Source organism: Aliivibrio sifiae, from assembly GCF_002954705.1.
Lineage (GTDB): Bacteria > Pseudomonadota > Gammaproteobacteria > Enterobacterales > Vibrionaceae > Aliivibrio > Aliivibrio sifiae_A.
This window is the reverse complement of record NZ_MSCO01000001.1, coordinates 792,023-817,735: the sequence shown is the minus strand read 5'-3', so window position 1 is coordinate 817,735 and position 25,713 is coordinate 792,023. Positions and strand designations below refer to the sequence as shown.

Genomic DNA, 25,713 nt, shown 5'->3' with positions numbered 1-25,713 from the left:
AAGCACTTGTATCCTCATTCATCCATGATTGAGCAAATCTATTCAAAAATATCCAATTGCATAAAGTAAAATCTGTTGACGTTATTTTTTTCCCTTTATCTAGAAAACAAATCAACGCATCTGTCGCAGAAGTCTTTCCACTATTATTTGCACCAACTAAAAGTGTTTGCTCCTCCGAAAAATCCACACGACAACGCTTTAATTTTCTAAAATTTTGAATATCTACAAAGCTAATTTTCATGAGTTTCTCATCAGGTTACCATTAAGCTATTATTTTAATATTAAATCGTATATACATTGTTGATCCATATATCAAATAAACTCAATAATTTGATAATTTGATAATTTGATAATTTTAATTTAAAAAATAGACCAATTAAAAACTCATCATAACCAAAATTCCTACTCCCCCAAAACATAACGAGTACTACGGCCACCCGCCCCTGTTTTAACCAAACAACCAAGTTCAACTAACATTGCTAAATGCCGAGATGCTGTTGGCTTACTTACCTTTGCGACTTTATGGTATTGAGAGGTATTAATGCCTTCTTCAAAATCACCATCTAACATCCGATTAAGTACTTTTACTTGCTCTTCTGTCAGCTTGGTTTGATCAACCTTGCGCCAAAAGTTAGTTTTAAAAATCGTTCTGTCTATTTCGTTAAATACTTCTGAAAACGTACTATCAAGGGTTTCAAAAAACCATTGTAGCCAAGCGGTGATATCTAACTCCCCTTTTTGGGTTTGTTCTAAAATCTCATAATAGCTTTTGCGGTTCGCCAAAATACCTACCGACATGGCATAGAATCGAACCGATTGCTGCTCAGCTTGGGCTAATGCAAGATCCGTAAGTAGACGAGTGATTCTTCCATTACCATCATCAAGTGGATGAAGCGTCACAAACCATAAATGAGTCATTGCAGCTCTTAATAAAGGATCTAACGAAGTGTCATCTTTTGATGTGTTGAACCAATCAATAAACTGATTCAATTCAGCATCAAGAATATCTCGGCTTGGTGCTTCAAAATGAACCACAGGACGGTCAATACGGCCTGATACCACTTGCATAGGTACATCACCACGTAATTGCCCACCCACCACAGGATTAAACATGATGTAGCCTTGAAGAAATAAACGACTATGCCAATGCAAAATACGATCGAGTGTTAAAGGCGTATCTAAGTTTTCTACCGCATCAAGCATGATCTCAGCAAGGCCATCAGTCTGCTCAGTAGTAGGAAAAGGTCTCTCTTCACTTAATCCTAATTTATTCGCTAGCGAAGAACGCACCGAGAACGCATTTAACGTTTCACCTTCAATCGCGCTTGAGTGAACAATATTGGCAAGTAACGTATCAAGCATGGCTTTTTCTTGGTCTTGGCTCGTCATCTTCCCTAATAAAAGCCCTTGGTTAAATCTAACCGACCTTAATAACGGCTCAATAACGCGTTCATCCCAATAAAAGTGAGGCCATTTATCTTGCTTCCATATCCACATAATGCCTTCCTCTGATTTAATTTCTCTTAATCTACTCACAGTATGATGCGAATAGCCTGCTTATTCAAATCATTTTATGATGCGATTAAACCTCCTATTCACATCAATAATCTAGAGAACTTAAAACAATGATTTTAATTGCACGTACCATACAAAAAACAAATAAATCACCACTCAATCACTAATCTAGAATTATAATTAGGAATGGCCACCTCAAATATTTTACTTAAATAACCAATATCTACTATCTTTGGTATGACAAAAATCAACCATTCTTGGTAGACTAGGGAGACCATTTAATTAATTTCTTAACTTATGTTTAGATTAAATCGAGTCAAAGCAGAAAATGAAGCTCTAAAAAAAGAGTTATCTGATCTTAAAAATACATACCAAACAGATATTCAGAAATTAGAAGAACAGCTCCAAGAAGCTAAACAGCAAGTCATCTCAGTACAACAAGATTATCAAAGTAGCGACGGTTTGATTTCGAGCAGTTTAAAAGGTGGTAATATGCTTCAAACCATTCGAACTGCAATGGTAGAAAGCGCTCAATCGATGGCGCAAGAGAATGAAAACCTAGAACAACTTAGTGAAGTATTTAAACAAACCCATCAAGCCCTCACTCGACTTGACAATAGAGCCGTAGAAATAAGCTCTCAAACAACCCAAAGCATTAAATCTGTTCAAATATTAGATAAAACCGCTAACTCCATCTCTCATCTTGTTTCTACAATTCAAGAAATTTCTGACCAAACAAACTTACTTGCTCTCAATGCAGCGATTGAAGCGGCTCGTGCAGGTAATGCAGGACGAGGATTTGCTGTTGTTGCTGATGAAGTAAGAACCCTAGCAAGCAAAGCCAGTGACGCTAGCGAGCAGATTGATTCCCTAGTGAACCAAGTTTTAACTCAAGTGGATACCATTAAAATATCTATCGATGAAAACCAAAAGTGTGCCGAAGAAGTATCGGCCTCTTCAGCACAAATTGGAACCATCGTAAATGAAGTCGTTGATAAATCAGAGCACATGAAAGAGATCATTTATGTGGCTTCAACGAGAGCGTTCCTTGATACGGTAAAACTTGATCATGCGATTTGGAAAAACAATATTTATCGCTTACTGCAAAAACACTCATTCGACGAAACCGTTAATACTCACTCAGAATGTCGATTGGGTCAGTGGTACTACAAAGGAAGTGGCAAAGCTTATAATCATCTAAAAAGCTATGCTCTACTGGAAGCGCCTCACAAGGCAGTTCACGACAATGGACGTAAAGCCATGAGTAAAGCTCAAACTGGTAATATGGCTGATATGATTACATCAATTAATACAATGGAAGATTCAAGCGAACAAGTCGTAATTCAGATTGATCGTTTAATGGATGAAATCGTTGCAGACAAATAAAGTAATTCATCTCAATTCGATTGTGGGCTTGAGTGGATTATCAAGCCTCCACAACTAAAGAGTATTCACATCATTTTATGATGCGATTAACCCACCTATTCACATCAAAATGTGATTCGATTACTCGGCTTTTGATGTTTCATGCTGCTCTACAATGAAGGCGATCTCTTTCTCATTTAAGCACGATTTACTGACATATTGGCGCTGTTTACCGATATGAAAAATAAGCCCTAAATCACTTTGTTCAACTTGGTCGATGTCACTCCAAGCAATGGGGCGGGAGTTTTTGGTGTTTTTAAGGCTTTTATAGCTCACACCATTTGCATCAACTTTAAACACCACTTTACTACCAGAGAGCGAGCTGATGGATTGTCGCCATACCCACCACGTCCTCTTAAAATAAATACTGAACGCTTCGATAATACTTAACGCAATAAAGAACCAACCAATATAACCATTAGGTAATAGATCAAGTTTTAATAGCGCCACACCAAAAAGAAAAAAGAGAATTCCTTTTAAATAGGCTTTTGGAAAGGTAATCGGCTGGCTAGTTTGATCATAACACTCAGTAAAGAAAGTCTTATCGAGTATGTATTCTGTGGTGACACTAAAATCTTTAGACATATAGGGCTACTTTACGGTTTTATGTGAATGAGTTTCTATGCTGCGATCTTGCAACTTGGGTATTGTACCGTTTCTTGAGGTTTTTCTACATTCAAATATATCTTAAAGTCAATTAGGTATATAGAATCAGCCCAACCAAAATCAGTGAACTCTATAGGGAAATCACAATGGCGTATGAAGTGCTAGATATCAGCCAATGGGCGCGATCTCAACATTTAAAATTCTATCAAGGTTTTAGTCATCCTTGGTATAACATCTGCTCCAATATCGATGTAACGGCACTGCGCCAATATTGTAAGCAGCATAATCATCGCTTCTTCCATGCTTATCTTTACCTAACTCAGCAAGCGCTAAATAAATGTGAACCGATGAGCTATCGCCTTATGGGTGAAGAAGTTCGCATTTACTCACCTATGTGTGTCAGTGTGGCGCTACTCGCCGATGATAATACGGTACGTTTTTGCGATTTAGACCATGAGCCTACGTTTTCTGACTTTACACTCAGTGCCACCAATGCTGAAACTCGAATTAAGAACACGCCTTTTATCGTAGAACAGTTCATTGGCCAAGAGATGAAGCAGAACACGATTCATTTAACTGTATTGCCATGGGTAGATTTCACCAGTATGACTCATGCTAGAGACGTTAACTTCCCAGATAGCGTGCCTAAAATGGCATTTGGAAAACTAGTTCACCAAGGTGAGAAATGGCGTATGCCACTGTCCATTGAAGTGCATCATGGCTTGATGGATGGTTTACACGTGGGGCAATTCATACAGACATTACAAGCGATGTTTGATAATCCATCGCAGCTTGAGCGAGCTAAATAGCGTTCATTCAAATCACTAATAATGCGATTCGACGCCCTATTCAAATCAAAATGTGATTAGATTAAGGCTATTATTCACATCACAAGTACTTCTCTATTGGCAATAACTGCAAAAATTGAGATTCAAATCGCTCCCATCGGCCAGTTTCTGGTTCACTTTGCCAGCTTTTGTCGCCTGAATACCAACGGACTTCGCCCTCTTGCAGTTTTAGATGCCAACTGTTTTCTTCATCCATGGCGTGTTCGATATCTTGCGTGAGTTGCTGTGCGATTTCTTGATTTTCAATGATTAAAATCGACTCTGTATTCAGGTACGTTGAGCGTAAATTGAAGTTAAAAGAGCCGATACTCGCGATACGATCATCAAAAACAGCAGACTTAGCGTGAAGTCCATAAGGCAATATTGGTGCGCACTTAGAGATATCTCTAGTCGATTCTTCACATAATCCAGCTTCTGGTTTTAATTCATAAAGTTGAATGCCGTGCTCAAGCATATCTTGACGGCGACCTGCGTAACCTGAGTGATTAGTGGTTAAATCGTTCGATGCCATTGAGTTAGTTAACGCTTTTATCTCAACACCCTTACTAACCAATTCTTGCCACCCTTCGAGTTGGTTATCATCAAATATAAGGTAAGCCGATTCTAATAAGATCTCTTTGTCTGATTCACTGGCTAATTTCGCGAGCGCTTTCGCCGTTGATTTTGGCTCACTGGTGTTATCTTTATCCAGCGGTACAGGGCGATCAAAAACAAATTGAGCGTTAACCCAAGTCATTTTCTCCATTAGATTAGTTAAGTATTGATGCGCCGTTTTATTCCCCTCAGGTAAAGCTGGGTAGTTTTTATAAACAGGTGCATCAATCTCATCTAACACAGGTTGCTGTGAGGCTGGTTCTGATGAAACTTCTTTTGCTAATAAATCGACTGGGTAAGACCAAGTACTGTCCCAATATTGAGTAAAGCTCGTTTGAATATCAGCCACCACAGAGCCGGTTACTAACACATCACGATCACGAAAATTAATCTCTTCAGACAAATCAAAATATTCATCGCCAATATTACGCCCACCCACCACAGAAAAAGCGCCATCAACAGTGAATGATTTATTGTGCATACGACGATTTAGGCGAGAAAAATCCCCTAAGAAGTTCACCCACTTAGTCACTCCGCGACGGGTTGGAATTGGGTTAAAGACACGGATCTCAACTTGAGGATGAGAATTAAGCGCAATCAAGAGATCTTCACGCTCGTTTAAGTTGATGTCATCAAGCATAACGCGAACTTTTACGCCCCGATCAGCCGCCGCTAATAAGCGACTCGCTAGATAATGGCCTGATGTGTCTGAATTCCAGATGTAATATTGAATATCAATGGTGTGCTCTGCGGTTTCAATCAATGCTAACCGTTGAGCAAAGGCATCCCACCCTGCATCTTGTATTAAAACGGCACTGGTTTCTTGTGTCGTTTTTTTAGGTATCGATGTATCTCTTAATTCAGATAAAGAACTTGTTATCGGTGCTACTGCTGGCTCGCTAGCGTGCTCAATTCCATCAGGAAGTGAACCACACCCCGAAAGAATAGCGACGAAAAATAGGGTGATATTAATGCGTTGAAGCACTGACATTTATTAAACTTCCTTTTAATTTTTAGTAATCAATCCTGATTATCTCTGCCGTAATCTTAGCAAGAAAACAAAGAGTAATCTTATATATTCTGATATGATGCTTTTTTGCCTTAACTACTGTTTATATATCCATGTATACATTACGACCTTACCAACAAGATTCTGTTAAAGCGGTTATCCATTATTTCCGAAAACACACAACGCCTGCGGTGTTAGTGCTGCCTACGGGTGCCGGGAAAAGTTTGGTGATTGCTGAATTAGCACGAATAGCAAAAGGTCGTGTGTTGGTACTTGCTCACGTTAAAGAGCTTGTTGAGCAAAACCATGAGAAATATGAAGGTTATGGTGAAGAAGCCTCTATATTTTCAGCAGGGCTAGGTCGTAAAGAAAACGATAAGAAAGTGGTGTTTGCCTCTGTGCAATCTGTGGTGCGTAATCTTGATTCATTTAAGGATCAATTTTCCTTATTAGTTATTGATGAATGCCACCGCGTGCCTGATAACAAAGACACCAGTTACCGCAAAGTGATTGAGCACTTACAAACCCAAAACTCAGGTATTAAGGTGCTCGGTTTAACCGCTACCCCTTATCGTTTAGGGATTGGTTGGATTTACCAATATCACACCCGTGGACAAGTCAAAACTGATACGCCTCGTTTTTTCCGTGATTGCATTTTTGAATTGCCTATTCAGTACTTATTGGATGAAGGTTTTTTAACGCCAGCAAAACTCTTAGATGCCCCAGTATTAAGCTATGACTTCTCGCAATTAAAGCCAGCCTCTACCGGTAAATACAAAGAATCAGAATTGGATTTGGTGATTGAAGAATCCAAACGAGCCACACCACAGATCGTTCAACAAATAGTGGAATACGCCAAAGACAGAAAAGGCGTGATGATCTTTGCTGCGACGGTTCGCCATGCTCAAGAAATATTATCACTACTGCCACCAGAGCAATCTGAGTTGGTGATTGGCGACACTAAAGTGGTCGAGCGTGATGCTATTATTCAGCGCTTTAAGAAACAACAAACCAAATTTTTAGTCAATGTCTCAGTATTAACGACAGGGTTTGATGCACCTCATGTTGATTTAATCGCTATTTTACGTCCAACAGAATCGGTCAGTTTATACCAACAAATTATTGGCCGAGGCCTGCGTTTAGCAGAAGGAAAAACCGAGTGTACGATTTTAGATTACGCGGGTAATTGCTACGATCTCTACCAACCAGAAGTTGGTGACCCTAAACCTGATAGCAACAGTGAAATCATTACTATTCCCTGCCCTGCCTGTGGTTTTAATAATAACTTCTGGGGGAAGTTAGACAGTAATGGCTTTTTACTTGAGCATTTTGGTCGTCGCTGCCAAGGTTATTTCGAAGATGATGAAGGCACGCGTGAAGAGTGTGGCTATCGCTTTAGAGCCAAATACTGTAACGAGTGTGGTGCAGATAATGATATTGCAGCACGTATTTGCCATGAATGTGATGCGATCTTAGTTGATCCAGACAAAAAGCTAAAGGAAGCACTCAAATTAAAAGATGTTCGAATTCTCAACTGTATTGATTTGACGCTTACCGCAGGAAAAAACCAATTCGATAAGCCACAAATTAAGGTCACCTATTTAGGTGATGATGATTCTGAACTGCATGAAGTATGGCAAATGACGACTAAAAAACAGAAGCAATTATTTTTGAATAACTTTGTACGTCCTCATTTAGTGGATAGGCACCGTCCATTTGAAGAAACAACGGCAATAAAAATCGCGAATAACCAACACCGTTTTCGTCCACCGAGTTTTGTGATTGCTCGTAAACAAGGGAAGTTTTGGTCTATTCGCGATAAAATCTTTGAAGAGTAATTTAAATTATGATTGGTATTATCTAGAAAATTACCACAGCGAACGATAATTCATGTGACAAGAGCGGCACTGAGAGAACGCCTTATCAAGCGCGGCTCGTGCTGCCACTTCATCTTGCTCTACTGCAGCTTCGCTGATTAACATAAATTGCTGCGATAGCGTATTAAATTTAGCTTCAAATTCTGCTTTTTGGGCCCAAATTTTAGTCCGTGCTCGGCTGTTGTCTGCGCTGCCTTCTGGAAACAGGGTTTTCTGTTCTTCTACTGTTAAATGCGCACTTTGGGCTAACGGCATAATACGCTCCCAATCTAATGCATCTTTATCAAACTCATCATCCAATAAATCAGCCGTTGCATCGAGGTGCTGAAAATTATCTTGTCGAGTCTCTATCTCTTTAGTGTAATCCGCTGCTATTACGGAAAAAGAAAATAACGTAATTATCCCTATTTTTTTCATATTTGCCTCCATTCGTTTTTCTCTATCAGTCCACCATCCACTAATATTACATGCCGCGATGCTCTATTTTAACGGCAATTTCTTTACATTACCAAAATACTATTTAAAACACACGAAAATAGGTTGTTAGATAAATAATGGGGTGGTACTATTCGCGCTCGTTTTTCGAAACGAAAGTCTGTTAAGTTAGGTCGCTAAGCTTAATGGCATTTTTTTATTTTACTATTTTGAGAGTAAAGACTATGAAATTTGAAGCAGTAGTACGTACTGAACAAGGTAAGGGTGCGAGCCGCCGCCTTCGTCACGCTGGTAAATTCCCTGCAATCGTTTACGGTGGCACAGAAGCTCCAGTATCAATCGAACTAATCCACAGTGATATCATCAACCAAATGGATAAGCCTGAATTTTACGAAGCAATTGAGCTAGTAATCGATGGCGCTACTGTTAAGGTTAAACCGCAAGACGTTCAACGTCACGCGTTTAAGCCTAAAGTTGAGCACATGGACTTCATCCGCATCTAATTCGAGTCTGTTTTATTCTTTTGCATTATGTTATTTCTTTCTTACCAATTGAAATAACAACCCCTTTAAAGCCCTGATATTACCAGTATCGGGGCTTTAATCTATCTGACGCACACGATTATAGAATCTCCCAATTCTCTTCTGCTTAAAAACTAAGATCCCCTTCTCATTTTGTATTCTAAATTATAAGACAACAGTAATTGGACAGTGTTTTTTACGTTTTACTGACAATATTGGGGTATTCTCTTCTATACTTCGGTGTATTAAAAAAAGTTAAACTTCATAAACCAGTTAGGAGTTAAAATGAAAAAATTATTAGTGGCTGTATCTCTACCTGTATTAATGGCTGCATGTGCAAGCAATGGCGATAATCTAATGGCTGACGCTCAAGTTTCTGCTGACATGCTTCAACACCACAACTGGCAGTTAACGCAAGTTGATGGTAAAGACATTACTACTCCTGAAAGAATGGAAGCTCCACGTCTTGAAATTGGCGAGAAAATGACAGCTAATGGTAACGCTGGCTGTAACAACTTCTTTGGTCAAGGTGAGTTAAACGCTGAAGGTCAATTCCGTATTGAAAAAATGGGAATGACAATGAAGATGTGTATGGGCGATGTAATGACAACTGAACAAGTTATGTCTAGTACTCTATCTACATGGAGCGACATTACACTGACTAAAGAAAACTTGATCCTTAAAGGTCAAGAGCATGAGCTAACTTTCACACTGCGTGATTGGGTAAACTAATCAAGTTGTGTTAATACCAATTCCATTAATTATCTGATCTAATTAGTTACATTGGTATAAATCTATCTTCGATCTAACCAATCTGAAGATACAAAAAAACCGGTGAATTCCCCTCACCGGTTTTTTATTGTTTGTTATTTCTAAGCTTCAGTCCAACGCTTAAAGATAAGCGATGTATTGATACCACCAAACGCAAAGTTATTGCTCATAATGTAATTACAATCAAGCTCACGACCAGTGCCTGTAATGTAATCAAGCTTGCCACAGCGCTCATCTACAGTATGTAGATTCAAGGTTGGGCTAAACCAATTGTTACGCATCATCTCTATCGATAACCACGCTTCAATCGCGCCACAAGCACCCAGCGTATGACCGAAGTAAGATTTCAATGAACTAATTGGCATTGATGAACCAAATACGTTTTCTGTTGCTGTACTCTCTGCAATATCACCTCGCTCGGTTGCTGTACCGTGCGCTGACACATAACCAATTTGTTCTGGAGATAAGTTCGCATCTTTCAATGACATTTCCATACACAGCTGCATGGTTTCCATTTGAGGTTGTGTCACATGAGCTGCATCGCAGTTACTTGCAAAACCGATCAATTCAGCATAAATCGTCGCACAACGTGCTTTTGCGTGCTCGTATTCTTCAAGTACTAGTGCACCTGCGCCTTCACCAATAACTAGACCATCTCGATCTTTATCATATGGACTTGGCGATGTTTTAGGCTCATTATTTTTTAAGCTAGTTGCAAATAATGTATCAAATACGGCTGATTCTGTTGGGCATAACTCTTCTGCACCACCTGCAACCATTGCAGTTTGGTAACCGTGTTTAATGGCTTCATACGCATAACCAATCGCTTGGCTACCCGAAGTACACGCACTGCTTGTTGGGATAACACGACCACGTAAGCCAAAGAATAACCCTACGTTTACCGCAGCGGTGTGAGGCATCATTTTCACATAAGTTGTTGCTGTAATCGCTTTAGTACTTTTCTCGCTTAGCATGACCCCAAAAGCGCCTACGGCATCAGTTGAGCCCGTTGATGAGCCAAAAGCAATACCTGTTTGACCGTTGGTTAGAACGTCATTACCAATCAAACCGCTTTGCTCTAACGCCTGCTCAGAAGCAACAGTGGATAATAATGACACTCGCCCCATTGAGCGGATCTTTTTACGAGTGTAATGCTTTGGTAAAGTAAAGTTATCAATCGGTGCTGCAAGCTTAGTGTTAAGGCCATCATAAACCTCAAAACTTGGCATATATTGAGTGGCATTTTCACACTTACGCAAGTTTTCGCCTACGGTGTTCCAATCGCTGCCTAGCGCTGTTACGCCCGACATGCCAGTTACCACAACACGACGACTCATACTAAACCACCATTAATAGAGATAACTTGGCGAGTCACATAACCCGCAACATCTGACATTAGGTAACTAACAAGCCCTGCAACCTCTTCAGGATCACCCATTCGACGTAATGGCACTTGCGGTAATGCATGCTCTTTTACATGTTCATCAACCATACCGGTATCAATCAAACCTGGAGCGACACAGTTTACTGTAATTTTTCGTTTTGCAAGTTCAAGCGCTAACGATTTCGTAGCACCAATCACGCCTGCTTTAGCGGCGCTATAGTTGGTTTGACCACGGTTACCAACAATACCAGACACTGATGCCAACGTGACAATACGTCCGCCTTTACGCTTTTGAACCATAGGCATAACACAAGGGTGAAGAACATTATAGAAACTGTCTAGGTTAGTATGAATAACGCTGTCCCACTCTCCTTCTGTCATTGCTGGAAAAGCGGTATCACGAGTAATTCCCGCATTACTCACAACGCCGTAATACGCACCATTCACTTCGATGTCATGTTCAAGCATAAGTCGACATTGAACACGATCACTAATGTCAAACTGAATTAAGCGACCTGCGCCGCCGTTCTCTTCAATTGTCGCTAATGTTTGTTCAGCTCCTGCTTTATCACTCATATAGTGAACAACCACAAAGAAACCATCTTTTGCTAACTGTTCTGAAATTGCGCGACCAATCCCCTTACTGGCTCCGGTCACTAATACTTGTCTCATCATGATTCCCTCTACTACTTGTCTTGCTTAGGAGCTAAAAGCTCTTCTAATTTTTCTTCTGTTGGCACGAATACGTTTAATTGACTTGACGCTATTTGCTGGCTATTACATTCAATATAACAACTGAATACCGCCATGCCATTATTCTCTAAGATTTGCTCTGCAAAAATGTCGAGTGTGTCGCCTTGCTGAAATTCACTGCACTCTGCTTTATATTTTCGACTGCCAAGCAAAAAGCCTATTGGGGACTTATTGCCTTTTTTCCATGCATGATAACCAGACCATCCAGCGACACTTTGTGCCATAAACTCAATGCCTACCCATGCAGGAATCGTGTTGGTTTCATGATTAAAAAAGACGTTCTTATCACTAATAATGACTTGGCAGTGAATAGACAGCTCTTGAACATCAATCAACTTATCAACTAACGCTAATGGCGTATCATGAGGCAAAAGGTCGATTAAATCAGGAATAGTACTCATGATTGATATCCAAAAATTAAACTGATGTTATTGCCACCAAAAGCAAATGAATTACTGATGATTGCTTTCTTTTCTAATACGTGATTAGTCACTAAATTAATGTCGGCTAACTCGGTATCTTTTTCACCGTCATTAATTTGCATTGGCAAGGGTAAGTTAAATTTTAGTATGTGCCAGCAAATCGATGCTTCAATAATGCCAGCGGCACCTAACGTGTGCCCTGTGAGTGGTTTAGTTGAGCTGATTGGTGTTTGCGAACCAAATACGGCATAGGCGGCTTTTGATTCCATCGCATCATTTAATGGGGTCGCTGTTCCGTGAGCATTAATATAACCAATTTCAGAAGCATTAAGTCCTGCATCTTTTAATGCTTTTTCCATCGCTTCTATTGCGCCTTTTCCTTCTGGGTGTGGCGCTGAAATATGGTGGGCATCAGAACTATCACCAACCCCAAGTAAGGCTATGGGGTCATCGGAATCTTTCTGCTCTGCGCTTAATAGCATGTAGGCACTGGCTTCACCAATATTAATCCCTTTTCGATTAGGACTAAATGGTAAGCAGTGTTCATTTGATAACGCTTCTAAACTATTAAAGCCGTTAAGGGTTAATTTGCATAGAGAATCTGTTCCACCAACAATAATCGCATCAACAAAGCCTGATTTCAATAATCGTTTCGCTGATAAAAATACTCTTCCACTCGAAGAACACGCCGTTGAGATTGCATACGTAGGGCCAGAAAGATCCAAATATCGAGCAACAAACTCAGCAGGGTTTCCTAATTCTTGTTTACGATAGTGGTAACCAGCAGAGAAAGCTCCTGATTGCAATTTCTCACTCAGTGCAATTTCTCCGTCAGAGATCCCCGACGTACTTGTCCCGACAACAACAGCAATACGATCCGCGCCGTACTTTGCTTTCGCTTCTTGGATTTGAGGTTCTATTTGCTGCAATGCTGAAAGCACTAATTGGTTATTTCGGGTATTAAACCCAGATAGACTCGACGGTACTTCTGGCAACTCACCTTCTGCTTTGCCAACAACAGTTGATTTACCATCATTTAACCACCCACCTTCTGCTCTCATTGATGGGGCTTTATTTCCACTAAGAGACTGATGAATATCACTTGTCTCTTTACCTAATGCTGAATGCGAACCACAGGCATGAATATATACAGGGAAATCACTCATTTTATTTATCCATTATTCTTTGAGTTTGCGCTTCTATGAATGTGAAAACGTTTTAATTTTAATGACGTAACCTAAATGAGGACTGGTTAACAAAATGTCACCATCAAACTTATTTTTAATTGAATCATAACGAATATCTAATACCGTTTTACCGGTATCATCAACCAAAATTCGATGATTATCACCCTCACTTAATTTCCACCCAATGCTATCTAATGATGCCTGCCAAGACTCGATTGGCCACAAGGTAATCATAACATTGAATAAAACTTGCTCTGGTGGAGGTAATGTCTCAGAAAGCCCAGCCATAACATAAGTATCTAATGTTAAGCCATCATAATCTAAGCTAAGTAATCGTGAGCCCCATGAAGCAAAACCCGCGAGAACAAGGTCATTACCTGTCAGTTGCAATTGAACTGGAAGTTGTTGTTTCTTACCTTGAAATTCTACTGAGATTAACTGGCTTAATGATAAGTCACTGCCATATTGAGCCGGTTGAGGAAGCGTAATAAATTTACGTTGAGCAACCTCTACTTGATTAGCTTGTTTAATCGGTTTTGATGTACATCCCATCAGGATAAACGGCAAAATAAAGACGCTAAAATAACGAAGTACTGCACGTTGGTTCATCATTATTTCTCTCTTCTATTAGGTAAATGATACAGAGGTAACTGACTTAATGGTGCGAGTAACCAAGCCACAATGATACCTGTTAATACTGTGATACCAAAACTGTGTATTGCTTGGGTTTCGCTTAATGCTAATAGCCCAAAAGAAAGGATGGTGGTTAGCGCTGATAATGAAATCGCTAATAACGTGCTTTCTCTGTGCGAGTGATCTCCTTGCTTATTCTGCTCAGCAAAGAAAAGGGTGTAATCAATCCCTATTCCCAATATCAACATCAAGGCTAATAAATTAAACAGATTTAGTGGTACTCCGGTTAATATCGTAACCGCCAATCCTGCGCACCCAGCAATAAAAGGGGGTAATACAATTAAGAAAGCTTGCTTTACTTTATAACGAGGTAGCAACAATAAAAATATCGCAAGATACGCCATCAATAACAGTTCAGTAATTCGTTGTCGGTATTGAGCAAACAAAGTAGAAATCTCTTCTGCTTTATTAAGGTAAGTGACGCCATTATCTTGGGCAAAATCACTTAATGCTGCGCTATCAACCTCTTGATTAAAGGTAATAACAGATGCGAATACATTATCAATTTTCCCAAGCCACAAGAAACCTACGCTCTCTGAAATTGGAGATGCTAAAAACCCTTTAATCGTAAGCGCGTTATATGGTTGTAATTGGGGCAATGCTTTCTTTTGTTGTATTACTTCCTGATAAGTACTCGTTTGAGTTCGGTATAAATCATTAACCAGTTGGTAATTTGCTTGCTGTGTTTTTTGCGAAGGTACATAACGGCTGATAGATTGAAACCCACCAAACCCCTGTTCTTGATCCAACTCATGTGAGATTGTCTCTAATTTCTGTAACAGCCCTTCTTCTGAGTTATCTCGAACCAATAATAATTGTTGAGATCCCCCAACACCGGTAATGCTTTTGATCTCTCTTTCTTGTTGCTGCAGCGCTTGTGGTAAAGCTTGAAGTTGACGAATATCATCATCGTACTTTGCTTGTGTAACCCCAAAAACAGCAGCGACTAATAAGCTTAATGGTAACACTAATCGCAGCAAAGGTTGCTGCCACACAAGTAACCATTGACTTAATGCTCGTTGAGCAGGGATAACATGATAGTTACTTGGCTTACTTGCAAGTAACGGATACCAACACACAACGGTAAAATAAGCAGCAGTTAACCCGATGGCTGAGAATAGCGATAATTGTTGTAAGCCTGGGAATGGCGCAATTAGCATACCTAGATACCCAATCAAACTTGTGATTAGCCCTAAGGTAATTGCTGGAAAAAGTTGTTTTATACCCTCAGCTGAATTCCATTTTGCACTGGCATTCAGGCGATCAGTTAAAAAATGAAAGGCATAATCAATAGAGACGCCTATCAAGCTAGCACCAAATACCAAGCTAAATAAATGGATTGAACCAAAGAAGGCAATCGTTAATACATAAGCGCAGAATAAACCTGTCGTAATAGACAATAGAGCAAGCGCTAATGGCATGGCACTTCTGTATACGACCAGAACTAAAACAAGAATACCGATCAAAGATCCAAGCCCAATAGTACTTATCTCACCTTTTGCACTTTCTGTACCATGAGCAGCATAGAAAATAACGCCTGTATGCTGCACATCAACCGAGAATTGCTTCTGTATGCTCTGCTCTAATGCCATTAAATCAGGCAATTGCCGCTGTAAAGAAAGTTGATAAGATGATCCAGCAAGATCGGCGGTGATCACAATGTATTTATGATCATCAACCGTTACTGTGAGATAACCATTTTTTATTTTAATGTTGCCAGAGCTTGTTGTTAAACCCGACAAGTAGTCTCTGAATAATAGAAATGGATCATTTTCTAATTCAAGCCCTGTCACACCCGAAAAAGGGTTATACAGCGCTTGTAATACCTGTTGAACTTGTTGCTCTGGTGCTGAGGTTAATTGCTGCTGTTGTTTTTCAGTTAATAACTGAGCGCGAGCAGGAAAATAATATTGACCCCACGCTTGCTGCTGGTCTTTACTTACTGTTTCTGTAACAGAATCAAATAAAGGCAGCTCTTTTAAGGCAGCACTAAATTGCTCAACAGCATTGATGAGTTTTTTATTGTCATTCTGCTTTTGACGAACAACAAACACCACTTTATCACTCATGGTATTTGCTATGGTATCAAACGCGTGTTGAGCAACCTTATCTTGTTGATTATCAGGCAGTAGCGCTAATATATTGGTCTCGACAGGAAGAACGCCCTTTGTGTTGGCTTGATAAACAAATAGACCAACAAGTCCTAAAATTATCAATAACCAACTTAAAGCAAACTGTCGAGGCTTGAACCAGTTAGAAGGCAAATGCACGTAACTCTTCTTCTGTTAATGTAATTGGTTTGGTTGATTGCTTAGTAAACAGCATTTCTGTTACGTCACCACGAGCTTCACTTAACACAACGCGATTCAAGTAAGTACCGCCTTCGATTTTGATCGATTTAAACACACTATCAATCGGTGATGTGGTTGGTGTTAATAACAACGTCCATGCTTCTTTTTCGCCCGATAACGTTAAGGTGAAATTTTCCTTAATCGCATCAGTATCACCCTTAAATAACGAAAGGAATAATCGCGTAAAGTAGAATGCCATTGGGTTTTGAGTGTCATTCATCACTTGGGCTTCACCATTTATTAACTGACGAAGTTTATTCTGCGTTAACGTCAATGTAATAGGGAATGGTTTAGTTTGTTGCCATAACAACCCTTTCTCATGATCCAATAAAAAAGACCCTGATGTTAATAGTGGCTGACTGAACATTTGCATCGTTCTAACTTGCTGAAAGTCACCACGTACTAACGCTGACTGAGCGAGTTGCTGCTGTAAATCATTTACATCAAAAGCAAAACTATTTGCACTGAATAAAACGCTTAACGACAATAACAAGGTTGAGATGTATCGTTTAATGCTATGCATTCTGGTAAGCCTCTACTTTATCGGTAAATGCTTTAGGTGATACAAAGCACATTTCGTCGTTTTTCATCTCAACAGCAACCTGCATCGTATGCCCTCTTGTCATTCTGACTCCAGATTCCGCATCATAGATAACATAATCTACACGCATACGGTTCTCCCATTCAGTCAGTGTTGCCACCACTCGAATAGTGTGGTCGTAACGTATGGATTTAGTGTATCGGACACCAACATCAATGATTGGCCAGAGATAACCAGATTCAACCATATCGTTATAACTGTATCCGATTTTTTTCAGCATCTCATGACGAGCAGTTTCAAAAAATCGGAAATAGTTTCCGTGGTAAATGATGCCCATTGGGTCCGCATCTTGAAAAGCAGTTGTGATCAACACTTCTGAACTTAATACGTTCAACGTTGATGATCCATCAGCATTAATCACAGTGTTTGACATTAATATAGCGTCCAATGTTGTTGTTGAATTTTAGTAATAATATTGCGTAGGTCTTGTTCTAACGGGCGATCTTCATCTACAAAAGCAAATTCAGATAAGACCGCATCACGCATGGTTTTCAGCTCAACACTTAACTCATCATCACTTAGTTCGCCTTGTCTCTCACGTAACACTAACGCTTGAGTTGCCGCTAATAGAGAAGCTGAAGTTACTTGCTCAGTTAACTGAAGAACACGTAAGCAATCACGAGAAGCAATGGTCCCCATACTCACTTTATCTTGGTTGTGACATTCTGTTGAACGAGAGAATACACTTGCTGGCATCGTGCCTTTAAGTGCTTCTGCTGTCCACGCTGAAATACCAATTTGTACCGCTTTAAAGCCATGGTTAATTGGTTTACGAGCGCCAGTTGCGCCAGTTAGGTTGAATGGTAGGCCGTTGTTGAATTTATAATCCATTAACTGTGCCATTTGGCGATCAAGTAGATCAGCAATGTTAGCAACCGCTGTTTTCAGCATGTCCATCGCCATAGCAATGTGACCACCGTAGAAATGACCGCCATGAAGAACACGCTCATTATCACCATCAATAATTGGGTTATCGTTAGCACTGTTCAATTCGTTCTCAATCATTTGACGTAAGAACGGTAGGCTATCTTGAAGAACCCCAATAACGTGAGGCGCACAGCGCAAAGAATAACGGTCTTGCAGACGATCACTGTTTCTTGGTGGTGTTTCGTTGTGTAAATCAGAACGTAACCACGAAGCGATTTGTTGTTGACCCGGATGCGGTTTTACGGCAAATAATGCTTCGTCAAAGTGAAAGTCATTACCTTGCATGCCAACAGAAACCATTGCGGTGATCTTGGTTGCCATTTGCGCTAGGTACTCAGCACGTTTATAGGCTAAACATGCCAACGCCGTCATTACTGACGTACCATTCATTAACGCTAAACCTTCTTTTGGCTTCAACTTAATTGGTGTGATATTTAATTCTTTAAAGACATCAGCCGTTGCGCGAATTTCACCTTTATAGATCACTTCACGCTCACCAATCAGAGCTGCTGCAAGGTAAGAAAGCGGCGTTAAATCACCACTTGCGCCCACTGAACCTTCTTGAGGAATTCGTGGTGAAATACCATGATTAATAAGCGTTACAATTTGATTTAATAAATCATGAGTTACGCCTGATACGCCTTGCGATAACGAACACAAACGAGTGGCTAATACCGCACGTGCTTGTTGTTCATCTAGGTTCTCACCTAAACCACAACCATGAAAGCGAGTTAAATGTAATGGCAACTCATCCACTAAGTCCATTGGGATAGCAACCGTACAAGAATCTCCGTACCCGGTTGTCACACCATAAATCACGCCTTCTTCTTTTAAAAGACGCTCTAAGAACTCAACACCACGGTCAATTTTAGCAGTAAATGCATCAGAGTTATTAAGTTGTGCATCAGCACCATTTGCAATTTCAACAACGTCTTCAATCGTCAGACGTCCCTTACCAAATGTAATTGAATTAGTTGTCATCTTTCTTTCCAGTTAACTGCCAAAAATTAAAAAAGTTATACCACTGCGATGGTGCTTTCAGTGTGAAATGCTCCAATCGTTGGGCATAATTTTGTACGACTTCTTGCAAAGCTTCTTCTCGCTTACCGCGAGGTAATGTAATTTGTTCTGAGAACGGTTCAAAATACACATCAAAACGTGGCTCTTTTTGTGAATCATCACGCAAGCCAAACATAAGGTAAACCGGTTGTTTTAAGATAGAAGCCAGCATAAATGGCCCCTGCGGGAATGGCGCTGGTTTGCCTAGGAAGTCCGCCCAAATAACACGATCTTCTTTAGTCACTGAAGTACGATCACCAACAATAACAATCCACTCACCTGCATCTATCTTTTGCTGTAATAAAATAGCGGTATCAGGCCCCATTTTACTGACTTGAATCACATTAACCTCAGATTGAGGATTAACCGTTTTCATTACTGCATTAAAACGCTCTGCATGTTCAGTAAACACCAGTGCGTTAATTTTAAGATCTTTGTGTCGACGACTCAGAGCACGACATAACTCTAGGTTACCCAAATGTGAACCTAACATTACGATGCCTTTTTCACGTTGAGATAACGCTTCATAATGCTCAGTACCATGCACAATTAAATTCTTTTCAGAAAAATCACCACGCCATGCCGCCAGTTTATCTAACATAGTTTCACCAAATGAAACTAAATGACGATAAGGAGTGAGTTTGTCAGGCAGTGCAATGCCTTTAACCCGAGCGTAGGCATTTACTTGTTGAATAAAATCATCAGACGCTTGTTTTACAGAGCCACCACGTAAGTAGTAATACGCCATCACTGGCTTAAGTAATAACGAGAAAACACGACGACCAAAAGTAGAATACACCCACAACAACAACTGCATTCCGATGATAGTGCCACGCTCAGCATGAGACGACCAATGATCGTCTTGTATGGCTTTTCGTTTTAATAATGACGGGATTCGTGGCAGCATGCCAAAAAACAACTTAGTGTGCATCCAACTGATTTTAACGTTATCCCATAAAGCATCAAAATGAGAGATGCCATCTTCAGGGTAAATTACACGTGTGTTGATAAAACGGATATCTGTATCATTCCAATACATACGGACCATTATTTCGGTATCAAAATCCATTCTTCGTCCCAAAACGGCACGTTCAAGAACACTGATCGTTGGGCCTATTGGGTAAGAACGAAAGCCACACATACTGTCTTTAATCGCAAAAGAAAGCGTCTCTATCCATACCCAAACATGGGTGACATAGCGTCCATACAAACGAGATTTAGGCACGCTTTCATCATAGATTGGCTGACCAGAGATCAAGGCTGTCGGATAGGTTTGCGACTCTTGAATTAGCTTAGGCAATGCATCTAAATCATGTTGACCATCGGCATCAATTTGAATCGCATGGCTAAAACTTTGCTGATAAGCCGCTTCAATTCCTGCAATAACCGCCCCGCCTTTTCCTTGATTCTTAGCCAATGTAATTAGGGTTACATCATCATGAAATGCTTCCACATCCGCTAGAGTTTTTTTTGTCTCAGGCTGACTGCCATCATCAACAATAAGTATTGGATAACCAAAAGCCATTAATGATTCAACAACCGCAGGCATTGTCGCACCATGGTTATAGCAAGGGATAAGAAAACAAGGACGAAAAGTTGTCATTATTGTTGTCCTAATAAAATACGTCCAGAAGAGTGTTTACTTAGATTATCGTCATGCTTAGAACTAAAAGAAAAATACAGTTTCTCTTTATCTTTAATCCACTTTAACTCTAGTTCAACATGAGTATTCGGCAGGATTGGTTCTTGAAACTTCAGAACTTCCATCCCTTTAAAGACAGAATTTGCCTGCAAATATTTTTGACCATAATAAATAGCCCAATCCACCTGGGTCACACCGGGTAATAATGGGTGATTAGGAAAATGCCCCGTAAAATCTAAAAGATCATCATCCACTCGCATAGAAATAACTATGCTAGATTGATTGTCATCTTGAACTGACAGCTCAGTCGAAATAATTGTCGGTTTACGTTTTGTCATGAGTGCTTCTTTTAATCATTAACATCATTAAATAGCTGCTGTAAGTCGTGCATTTGACGCTTACCTTGGCTATTCAATGGAATTTCTTTAACCGCCCTAAAGCGACGTGGAATACCAACAGGTTCTAACCACTCTCTTAATTCAGAGCGTAACTTTAACCAAAACTTACCTTTAGAGCCTTGTTGTATTGATTTGTTCCCTGCATCTGAAAGAACGATAACCGCACCCAACACGGTACGTTTCGCTTCTTCCATTGGGATCACAGCCGCTTCATTAATCCATTCAAGCTGCATTAAACGTTTTTCAACTTCAGTCAGTGAAAGCCGTTTCTCTTCAATTTTAATGACTCTATCGACTCGCCCTTTTAGCATGAACTGTCCATTATCTAACAAATCACAGTAATCACTGGTCGGATACCAAAGCTCATCATCAATAAACGGAGATAACAGCTCTAAGCAATGTTCGATATTCAATCGTGCTTTATGAGAAGGGAAAAAAGTCCATAATGATGTCGGCTCAACCTGTTGTCGATAACCTACCCCACCCGTTTCGGTACTCCCATAAACTTCAAACGGACGCAAAGATAATTTCTGCTCGCTTTGGTCTGCCCCTTCAATGGCTAACGGGCCACCAGAAGAAAATACCATTTGATAACGATTGTAACCTTCATGATCAGCAAGGCGCTTTAATAATGCAGGGCTGCAAATTAGCGTCTTCTGATGTTCTGGGCGATGAGATAAAATTTGCTCAGGATAAGCAAAATTATTACAACTGAATGCACGCCCTGCACATAATGGCCATAGTACTCTGAATAATAAGCCGTAAATATGTTGGTGAGAAACAGTGCTGTAAATCTCTGATGAGCCGAGTTGATTACCCCAAAGTGACTCGAGTTGTTGAATTTCGTTATCCAACAATTGCAGCGTTTTTTTAATTGGCTTTGGCGTATCAGTAGAGCCTGATGTAAATAAAGTAAGGCAAACTTGATTCAATACTAATGGAGATAACGGAACAGAGGCATCAGTAGTAATATTTAAATACTCTACATGCCTTTCACATGGCATGATTTGAATAATGTCATCATGCAATAGTGCATCAAAATGTTCAGACAATTCAGTGAGTGCCGCGGGTTGATGGTTGCCCGGTAAAATGATGTGCTTATTAGCATGAGCTAGCGCAAGAAAAGAAACAGCAAATTGATAACTGTCATCAAAACACAGCGCCCACTTAGTCTCTGGTTGATGCGAAAGAAAGCCACATACTCGTTGAACGTCCGCTTGAAATCTCTGATAGCTAATATGATTATGCTGTTCATCAAAGCAGACGACATGAGTAAGAGTGTTTTGTAAAACTACATCAGAGAGAGATTGATAACTCATACTTCTTTTCTCTTTATCCATTGACGAACTAACCATTCACTAACAAACAAGGTGCCAATCAATAAATAGCTAATAAAACCGTTATACAACATCCATACTTTCATATCTAAAAAGCAGGTAGAAAGTGAAATAGAACCATTAATAACAAAAAATACACACCACACTTTTGTGACTGTTCGAGTGTACGCAACACCACTAGGTGGAAGATCTGGTTCTTGAAGGCGAGCAAATCGCTCTATCATGCTTTGTGGCTGAAATAGACTCCAACAAAAGACGATAAACATAACCACGTTGACAATAACAGGGTAGAAAGTAAACCACCCTTCAGAGCGAAATACCCAACCAAGACCAGCAAGAATAATCCCTGCCGCTCCACTAATCATCGCGATGTATTTAAGCTCTTTAATTGGAACCTGTTTGCCACCGACCATTCGCACTACAAACAACACCGCCAGCACGCCTGCTACTGTCGTAATTCCACCAAAATGGAGACCGTAGTAAACCGCTAGCGGATAAGCAAGCAGTGCAATGGCTGACAATACCGTCAGCCAACGCATTATTTTAGAAGTGCAGCGACAGAGTTAACTACATCTTCAACAGTACGAACCTCTTTAAATTCTTCTGGTTTGATTTTTTTGCCTGTTACTTTTTGTAAGTGAACAACCAAATCAACCGCATCGATACTGTCCAAATCAAGATCGGTATACAGTTGAGCATCAAGGGTAATATCTGCTTCATCGATTTCAAATAACTCAACTAATGCTGTCGTTACTTGTTCTAATACTTGTTCCTTATTTACATCTGTCATGACTTACTCTCTTACGCTTTATTTTCAGTAATGTAAGCAGCCAAGTTTGCTACTGACGCAAAATGTTCACGAGTTTGAGTATCGTCAGCATCTAATACTAGGTTGTACTGCTTTTTTATCGCTAAACCTAATTCTAAGGCATCAATAGAATCTAAACCTAAACCGTCACCAAATAATGGGGCTTCTGTTTCAATATCATCTACAGAGATATCTTCTAGGTTAAGCGCTTCAATAATTAATTGTTTAATTTCGTTATGTAATACTTCCATCAATAACCTACTTATTTTCTTTTGATGTTTTAAATTTATTTTGTGGATACAAGGCTGTATCTAAAAATCGATTTACGTTTCGAGCCGCTGACGACGAAGAATCAGCGTCTTCAATGTATGGAGCAATGGCTACCTTATCTTTCACTTGCACATGAAAGAATGGGCGCACATCTGGAACTTGATACCATTTTGCTTCTTTAGTTAAGAAACTTGGCGTTACCGTGACATGAATAATGCGTAAATCACTTTCACTACGAACGGCTATTTGTGCCGCGCCACGCTGCAGTTTAGATTTAATACCAGATGTTGTCCGTGTTCCTTCAGGGAAAACTAACAATACATTTCCTGAATTTAACTTATCTGAACACTCTTCTAAAAATGCTTCTGGTTCACGATTTGGAATATACCCCGCAGCTCTCACTATCCCGCGAATAAAAGGATTATGCCATAGCGCCGCTTTTACAATGCAGTCACATTGCGGTAATTGTGAAGCAATTAAAACATAATCAATCAAGCTAGGATGATTAGCGATAATTAAACAGCTTTTATCATTTTTTAAGAGCTCAGCACCGTCAAACTGATAACGAATAGCACGACTGTAATGCATGGTTTTACAAAACAATAAAAAGCTACGTTGAATAATCAATTGCACACGCATCTCTCGTTGTTGCGCATTCTTTGCGGTAAACGTAAGCGTAGGAAAAATGATAAATGTTAAACACAGCGCGCCAATACCAAAAAGAGAGAAGCAAAGCCCTGTTGCCACTATTCGCCAATATTTATCTATCCGTGAAAATACCGTCATTTATTTATTACGAGTCCATATCCATTGGATTGATTGACTATTAACCTTCCATTGATCATTTGATCCTACTAAGTTAGCAATACATTGCAACCCATGAGGTAAAACTTCGGGGCTAACTGATGGTTTATTGCTCCACTCAACCCGAATATCTTCTCCAACGCTTAAAATCAGCCCTAATGCATAACCCTGATACGCTTCTTTCTCGAATATTTCATAATGAGAAGGAAGCGGCTCATCAAAATCAACAACGAGAACGCGATGATTAGGATTGTCATATAAATATGCGGATGCTTCGATTAATGCAGAGTGGAACGTGTTCTCTCCAGCAGCAATAGACGTCACAGGAATGGATTCTTTTGCAGTAATAGTAAATAAGCCAGCCGCCGTATTATGCACTGACTGAGAAAATGCCATTGGAGAGGCATCATTTCCATTTAAAATATCTTCTAATAATGCACTGGTTCTTGTCAGTTCACCGTGACGACTGGCAAATACCAAATAATCCACATTTTGATTTTCAATTAATCGTAAAGCAGTTTGAACGGCTAATTTACTTAATGAGCTCATTCTACGTCGTGCCATTGCAGGAATTTTATCAACTGACGCTTTTTCACCTTTCGGCCAAGTGAAGTTAGTTTCTTGCCATTGTTGCCACGCAGTTTTGCTTTCTATGCCTGCCGAAATTGCGTGCCAATCGATAATATTAAAATTTGCGTATGCCATGATGCCCACTAATAGTAAAAACATTACATTTTGTAACTCTACTCGTATAGGATATATGAATTCAGTGACTTGGCGCAAATACAAAAACGGCAAGCCATTCTGTAAAAAAACATAAAAATAGATAATTAAAGGATATTAACGATGAAAATTTCAGCACCATTATTGCTAACGAGTGGCTTATTATTTTTATCCGGATGTACCAATGTTATGACATTAAATGATGCTAAAACTGGTGATGATTTATTACAAACCAACAAGCAAGTTTATACTTTGGTAAACTTGCACCCAGACGCTAGCCGACTTAAGCTTTATTCGGTTAATTATCAACAAGATGGTTTAATACCATTATGCACAAAAGTAGATATAGTTAATGTTCAAAACAAGCGCCTTACCTTTAAAATAGACGGGGCTGATGGACAATACGTTCTTGATAAACACAGCTCATCTCCTGACTTTTCAACGTATTTAAGTCACTATTTTGGTACAGAATGTAACACCTCAAAAATACAAAAACTCAGTATATTAGACCAGCAAGGGATCAAAGAAGGTATTGCCAAAGAAGGCATGACAAAAGAAGGGGTGAAATATGCGATCGGCTTCCCACCAGAACATAAAACTCCAGATTTAAATAGTGATGAATGGCTATATTGGAAAAACCGATTTAATACATTCAGAGTCGAATTCAAAGATAATCTCGTTTCTAATATCGTTGATTAATCGACTGTTCTTTATTTCATATCGGTGGTTTCTTGCTTTTGAACAAAGTTTCAC

28 protein-coding genes are annotated in these 25,713 nt (G+C 39.7%); 6 read left to right on the top strand and 22 right to left on the bottom strand.

Features of this window, described 5'->3' with window-relative positions:
• The coding region (locus BTO22_RS03740) for an AAA family ATPase (RefSeq protein WP_146107526.1) at nt 1–241 on the bottom strand (241 nt) is incomplete at its 3' end.
• A 161-nt stretch (nt 242–402) separates the two neighbouring features.
• Nucleotides 403–1,497 (bottom strand): Fic family protein, encoded by a 1,095-nt coding sequence (locus tag BTO22_RS03735; RefSeq protein ID WP_105054328.1) that lies wholly within the window; start codon nt 1,495–1,497, stop codon nt 403–405.
• A gap of 315 nt (nt 1,498–1,812) precedes the next feature.
• Here BTO22_RS03735 and BTO22_RS03730 point away from each other — a divergent pair, with 315 nt between their 5' ends.
• Nucleotides 1,813–2,901: a methyl-accepting chemotaxis protein gene (locus BTO22_RS03730; RefSeq protein WP_105054327.1), complete on the top strand. Its 1,089-nt coding sequence runs from the start codon at nt 1,813–1,815 to the stop codon at nt 2,899–2,901.
• A gap of 120 nt (nt 2,902–3,021) precedes the next feature.
• Here BTO22_RS03730 and BTO22_RS03725 read toward each other — a convergent pair whose 3' ends face one another.
• On the bottom strand, nt 3,022–3,525 hold the full coding sequence (locus BTO22_RS03725; protein WP_105054326.1) for a YcxB family protein: 504 nt from the start codon (nt 3,523–3,525) through the stop codon (nt 3,022–3,024).
• Between the two features lie 167 nt (nt 3,526–3,692).
• On the opposite strand from BTO22_RS03725, the gene BTO22_RS03720 reads away from it, so the two are divergent.
• Nucleotides 3,693–4,355 carry a CatA-like O-acetyltransferase gene (locus BTO22_RS03720; RefSeq protein ID WP_105054325.1) on the top strand — a complete coding sequence of 221 codons (663 nt, stop codon included), beginning with the start codon at nt 3,693–3,695 and terminating at the stop codon, nt 4,353–4,355.
• Nucleotides 4,356–4,434: 79 nt separating this feature from the next.
• On the opposite strand, the gene BTO22_RS03715 is transcribed toward BTO22_RS03720, so the two are convergent.
• Nucleotides 4,435–5,979, bottom strand: a complete 1,545-nt coding sequence (locus BTO22_RS03715; protein ID WP_105054324.1) for a phospholipase D family protein — start codon at nt 5,977–5,979, stop codon at nt 4,435–4,437.
• 131 nt (nt 5,980–6,110) lie between these two features.
• Between BTO22_RS03715 and BTO22_RS03710 the strand changes: the two genes are divergently transcribed.
• Nucleotides 6,111–7,835 (top strand): DEAD/DEAH box helicase, encoded by a 1,725-nt coding sequence (locus BTO22_RS03710; protein ID WP_105054323.1) that lies wholly within the window; start codon nt 6,111–6,113, stop codon nt 7,833–7,835.
• Between the two features lie 30 nt (nt 7,836–7,865).
• Here BTO22_RS03710 and BTO22_RS03705 read toward each other — a convergent pair whose 3' ends face one another.
• Entirely contained in the window at nt 7,866–8,291 is a 426-nt protein-coding gene (locus BTO22_RS03705; RefSeq protein WP_258132430.1) for a cytochrome c, read from the bottom strand.
• 242 nt (nt 8,292–8,533) lie between these two features.
• Between BTO22_RS03705 and rplY the strand changes: the two genes are divergently transcribed.
• Both rplY and BTO22_RS03695 read left to right on the top strand, forming a co-directional pair.
• Nucleotides 8,534–8,812 (top strand): 50S ribosomal protein L25, encoded by a 279-nt coding sequence (gene rplY, locus BTO22_RS03700; protein ID WP_060990479.1) that lies wholly within the window; start codon nt 8,534–8,536, stop codon nt 8,810–8,812.
• Between the two features lie 303 nt (nt 8,813–9,115).
• Entirely contained in the window at nt 9,116–9,562 is a 447-nt protein-coding gene (locus BTO22_RS03695; protein WP_105054321.1) for an META domain-containing protein, read from the top strand.
• 140 nt (nt 9,563–9,702) lie between these two features.
• Here BTO22_RS03695 and BTO22_RS03690 read toward each other — a convergent pair whose 3' ends face one another.
• The 17 genes from BTO22_RS03690 to BTO22_RS03610 are packed head-to-tail and all read right to left on the bottom strand — an operon-like array spanning nt 9,703 to nt 24,942.
• Nucleotides 9,703–10,938: a beta-ketoacyl-ACP synthase gene (locus BTO22_RS03690; RefSeq protein ID WP_105054320.1), complete on the bottom strand. Its 1,236-nt coding sequence runs from the start codon at nt 10,936–10,938 to the stop codon at nt 9,703–9,705.
• Complete coding sequence (locus tag BTO22_RS03685; protein WP_105054319.1) at nt 10,935–11,660, bottom strand: 3-ketoacyl-ACP reductase FabG2; 726 nt, start codon at nt 11,658–11,660, stop codon at nt 10,935–10,937. The genes BTO22_RS03690 and BTO22_RS03685 overlap by 4 nt, the downstream gene beginning before the upstream one ends.
• Before the next feature lie 11 nt (nt 11,661–11,671).
• Entirely contained in the window at nt 11,672–12,139 is a 468-nt protein-coding gene (locus BTO22_RS03680) for a hotdog family protein (protein ID WP_181044554.1), read from the bottom strand.
• Complete coding sequence (locus BTO22_RS03675) at nt 12,136–13,326, bottom strand: beta-ketoacyl-[acyl-carrier-protein] synthase family protein (protein ID WP_105054317.1); 1,191 nt, start codon at nt 13,324–13,326, stop codon at nt 12,136–12,138. Before BTO22_RS03675 ends, BTO22_RS03680 begins: the two co-directional genes overlap by 4 nt.
• A 33-nt stretch (nt 13,327–13,359) precedes the next feature.
• A complete protein-coding gene (locus BTO22_RS03670) occupies nt 13,360–13,959 on the bottom strand; it encodes a DUF3261 domain-containing protein (RefSeq protein WP_258132427.1) in 600 nt (199 codons plus the stop codon).
• Nucleotides 13,959–16,304 carry an MMPL family transporter gene (locus BTO22_RS03665; protein ID WP_374954012.1) on the bottom strand — a complete coding sequence of 782 codons (2,346 nt, stop codon included), beginning with the start codon at nt 16,302–16,304 and terminating at the stop codon, nt 13,959–13,961. Before BTO22_RS03665 ends, BTO22_RS03670 begins: the two co-directional genes overlap by 1 nt.
• Complete coding sequence (locus tag BTO22_RS03660; protein ID WP_105054315.1) at nt 16,294–16,914, bottom strand: outer membrane lipoprotein carrier protein LolA; 621 nt, start codon at nt 16,912–16,914, stop codon at nt 16,294–16,296. The genes BTO22_RS03665 and BTO22_RS03660 overlap by 11 nt, the downstream gene beginning before the upstream one ends.
• Entirely contained in the window at nt 16,907–17,365 is a 459-nt protein-coding gene (locus BTO22_RS03655; protein ID WP_105054314.1) for an acyl-CoA thioesterase, read from the bottom strand. The genes BTO22_RS03660 and BTO22_RS03655 overlap by 8 nt, the downstream gene beginning before the upstream one ends.
• On the bottom strand, nt 17,365–18,900 hold the full coding sequence (locus BTO22_RS03650; protein ID WP_105054313.1) for an HAL/PAL/TAL family ammonia-lyase: 1,536 nt from the start codon (nt 18,898–18,900) through the stop codon (nt 17,365–17,367). The genes BTO22_RS03655 and BTO22_RS03650 overlap by 1 nt, the downstream gene beginning before the upstream one ends.
• Nucleotides 18,890–20,581: a glycosyltransferase family 2 protein gene (locus tag BTO22_RS03645; protein WP_105054312.1), complete on the bottom strand. Its 1,692-nt coding sequence runs from the start codon at nt 20,579–20,581 to the stop codon at nt 18,890–18,892. The genes BTO22_RS03650 and BTO22_RS03645 overlap by 11 nt, the downstream gene beginning before the upstream one ends.
• Nucleotides 20,581–20,958 (bottom strand): 3-hydroxyacyl-ACP dehydratase FabZ family protein, encoded by a 378-nt coding sequence (locus BTO22_RS03640; RefSeq protein WP_105054311.1) that lies wholly within the window; start codon nt 20,956–20,958, stop codon nt 20,581–20,583. The genes BTO22_RS03645 and BTO22_RS03640 overlap by 1 nt, the downstream gene beginning before the upstream one ends.
• A gap of 11 nt (nt 20,959–20,969) precedes the next feature.
• Nucleotides 20,970–22,358: an AMP-binding protein gene (locus BTO22_RS03635; RefSeq protein WP_181044553.1), complete on the bottom strand. Its 1,389-nt coding sequence runs from the start codon at nt 22,356–22,358 to the stop codon at nt 20,970–20,972.
• Entirely contained in the window at nt 22,334–22,894 is a 561-nt protein-coding gene (locus tag BTO22_RS03630) for a COG4648 family protein (RefSeq protein ID WP_105054309.1), read from the bottom strand. Before BTO22_RS03630 ends, BTO22_RS03635 begins: the two co-directional genes overlap by 25 nt.
• Entirely contained in the window at nt 22,894–23,145 is a 252-nt protein-coding gene (locus BTO22_RS03625) for an acyl carrier protein (RefSeq protein ID WP_060990464.1), read from the bottom strand. The genes BTO22_RS03630 and BTO22_RS03625 overlap by 1 nt, the downstream gene beginning before the upstream one ends.
• A gap of 11 nt (nt 23,146–23,156) precedes the next feature.
• Complete coding sequence (locus BTO22_RS03620; protein ID WP_060990463.1) at nt 23,157–23,414, bottom strand: phosphopantetheine-binding protein; 258 nt, start codon at nt 23,412–23,414, stop codon at nt 23,157–23,159.
• Between the two features lie 7 nt (nt 23,415–23,421).
• Nucleotides 23,422–24,219 carry a lysophospholipid acyltransferase family protein gene (locus tag BTO22_RS03615; RefSeq protein WP_105054308.1) on the bottom strand — a complete coding sequence of 266 codons (798 nt, stop codon included), beginning with the start codon at nt 24,217–24,219 and terminating at the stop codon, nt 23,422–23,424.
• A complete protein-coding gene (locus BTO22_RS03610; protein WP_105054307.1) occupies nt 24,220–24,942 on the bottom strand; it encodes a beta-ketoacyl synthase chain length factor in 723 nt (240 codons plus the stop codon). It abuts the gene before it with no gap.
• Nucleotides 24,943–25,083: 141 nt separating this feature from the next.
• Between BTO22_RS03610 and BTO22_RS03605 the strand changes: the two genes are divergently transcribed.
• Entirely contained in the window at nt 25,084–25,659 is a 576-nt protein-coding gene (locus BTO22_RS03605) for a hypothetical protein (RefSeq protein ID WP_105054306.1), read from the top strand.
• The last annotated feature ends 54 nt before the right edge of the window (nt 25,660–25,713 follow it).

Excerpts from the sequence above, each read along its gene's own strand:
- BTO22_RS03735 (WP_105054328.1), bottom strand. The coding sequence starts at position 1,497 with ATGTGGATATGGAAGCAAGATAAATGGCCTCACTTTTATTGGGATGAA.
- BTO22_RS03730 (WP_105054327.1), top strand. The coding sequence starts at position 1,813 with ATGTTTAGATTAAATCGAGTCAAAGCAGAAAATGAAGCTCTAAAAAAA.
- BTO22_RS03725 (WP_105054326.1), bottom strand. The coding sequence starts at position 3,525 with ATGTCTAAAGATTTTAGTGTCACCACAGAATACATACTCGATAAGACT.
- BTO22_RS03720 (WP_105054325.1), top strand. The coding sequence starts at position 3,693 with ATGGCGTATGAAGTGCTAGATATCAGCCAATGGGCGCGATCTCAACAT.
- BTO22_RS03715 (WP_105054324.1), bottom strand. The coding sequence starts at position 5,979 with ATGTCAGTGCTTCAACGCATTAATATCACCCTATTTTTCGTCGCTATT.
- BTO22_RS03710 (WP_105054323.1), top strand. The coding sequence starts at position 6,111 with ATGTATACATTACGACCTTACCAACAAGATTCTGTTAAAGCGGTTATC.
- BTO22_RS03705 (WP_258132430.1), bottom strand. The coding sequence starts at position 8,291 with ATGAAAAAAATAGGGATAATTACGTTATTTTCTTTTTCCGTAATAGCA.
- rplY (WP_060990479.1), top strand. The coding sequence starts at position 8,534 with ATGAAATTTGAAGCAGTAGTACGTACTGAACAAGGTAAGGGTGCGAGC.
- BTO22_RS03695 (WP_105054321.1), top strand. The coding sequence starts at position 9,116 with ATGAAAAAATTATTAGTGGCTGTATCTCTACCTGTATTAATGGCTGCA.
- BTO22_RS03690 (WP_105054320.1), bottom strand. The coding sequence starts at position 10,938 with ATGAGTCGTCGTGTTGTGGTAACTGGCATGTCGGGCGTAACAGCGCTA.
- BTO22_RS03685 (WP_105054319.1), bottom strand. The coding sequence starts at position 11,660 with ATGATGAGACAAGTATTAGTGACCGGAGCCAGTAAGGGGATTGGTCGC.
- BTO22_RS03680 (WP_181044554.1), bottom strand. The coding sequence starts at position 12,139 with ATGAGTACTATTCCTGATTTAATCGACCTTTTGCCTCATGATACGCCA.
- BTO22_RS03675 (WP_105054317.1), bottom strand. The coding sequence starts at position 13,326 with ATGAGTGATTTCCCTGTATATATTCATGCCTGTGGTTCGCATTCAGCA.
- BTO22_RS03670 (WP_258132427.1), bottom strand. The coding sequence starts at position 13,959 with ATGATGAACCAACGTGCAGTACTTCGTTATTTTAGCGTCTTTATTTTG.
- BTO22_RS03660 (WP_105054315.1), bottom strand. The coding sequence starts at position 16,914 with ATGCATAGCATTAAACGATACATCTCAACCTTGTTATTGTCGTTAAGC.
- BTO22_RS03655 (WP_105054314.1), bottom strand. The coding sequence starts at position 17,365 with ATGTCAAACACTGTGATTAATGCTGATGGATCATCAACGTTGAACGTA.
- BTO22_RS03650 (WP_105054313.1), bottom strand. The coding sequence starts at position 18,900 with ATGACAACTAATTCAATTACATTTGGTAAGGGACGTCTGACGATTGAA.
- BTO22_RS03645 (WP_105054312.1), bottom strand. The coding sequence starts at position 20,581 with ATGACAACTTTTCGTCCTTGTTTTCTTATCCCTTGCTATAACCATGGT.
- BTO22_RS03640 (WP_105054311.1), bottom strand. The coding sequence starts at position 20,958 with ATGACAAAACGTAAACCGACAATTATTTCGACTGAGCTGTCAGTTCAA.
- BTO22_RS03635 (WP_181044553.1), bottom strand. The coding sequence starts at position 22,358 with ATGGATAAAGAGAAAAGAAGTATGAGTTATCAATCTCTCTCTGATGTA.
- BTO22_RS03630 (WP_105054309.1), bottom strand. The coding sequence starts at position 22,894 with ATGCGTTGGCTGACGGTATTGTCAGCCATTGCACTGCTTGCTTATCCG.
- BTO22_RS03625 (WP_060990464.1), bottom strand. The coding sequence starts at position 23,145 with ATGACAGATGTAAATAAGGAACAAGTATTAGAACAAGTAACGACAGCA.
- BTO22_RS03620 (WP_060990463.1), bottom strand. The coding sequence starts at position 23,414 with ATGGAAGTATTACATAACGAAATTAAACAATTAATTATTGAAGCGCTT.
- BTO22_RS03615 (WP_105054308.1), bottom strand. The coding sequence starts at position 24,219 with ATGACGGTATTTTCACGGATAGATAAATATTGGCGAATAGTGGCAACA.
- BTO22_RS03610 (WP_105054307.1), bottom strand. The coding sequence starts at position 24,942 with ATGGCATACGCAAATTTTAATATTATCGATTGGCACGCAATTTCGGCA.
- BTO22_RS03605 (WP_105054306.1), top strand. The coding sequence starts at position 25,084 with ATGAAAATTTCAGCACCATTATTGCTAACGAGTGGCTTATTATTTTTA.